The organism is Roseivivax isoporae LMG 25204 (assembly GCF_000521865.1).
GTDB lineage: Bacteria > Pseudomonadota > Alphaproteobacteria > Rhodobacterales > Rhodobacteraceae > Roseivivax > Roseivivax isoporae.
Window position 1 is genome coordinate 1 of sequence record NZ_JAME01000202.1, and the last position, 303, is coordinate 303.

The window sequence follows — 303 nt, forward strand, 5'->3', positions numbered from 1 at the left end:
GGTCAGAACGTGTTGATCGCGAAGCCGAAGAACACTTCCTCGGCCTCGAACCGCCAGCCGGCACGGGCGATGAAGGGACCATCGTTCAGCCGCTGCGTGACCGCGAGCGTGGTCTCGCTGTAGGTGTCGCTGCCGCCGGTCGAAAGCTCTGCGCCGAACCCAGAGGCACCGAACCCGGTCTGCGCCAGCAGGAACCAGCCGCTTTCGACCGAGGACACCTCGCCGAGAAGGTAGAGCCCGCCGAAGCCCGTCGCGCTGTACCGCTCGACCGAGAGCTTGGCGCCCGCTTCGGTGTCGGTGTCG

At 67.3% G+C, this 303-nt stretch carries 1 pseudogene; it reads right to left on the reverse strand.

Going from position 1 to position 303, the window contains the following annotated elements:
- Nucleotides 1-2 precede the first annotated feature (2 nt).
- Nucleotides 3-303 (reverse strand): annotated as a pseudogene (locus RISW2_RS25350) (hypothetical protein); the annotation flags it as partial.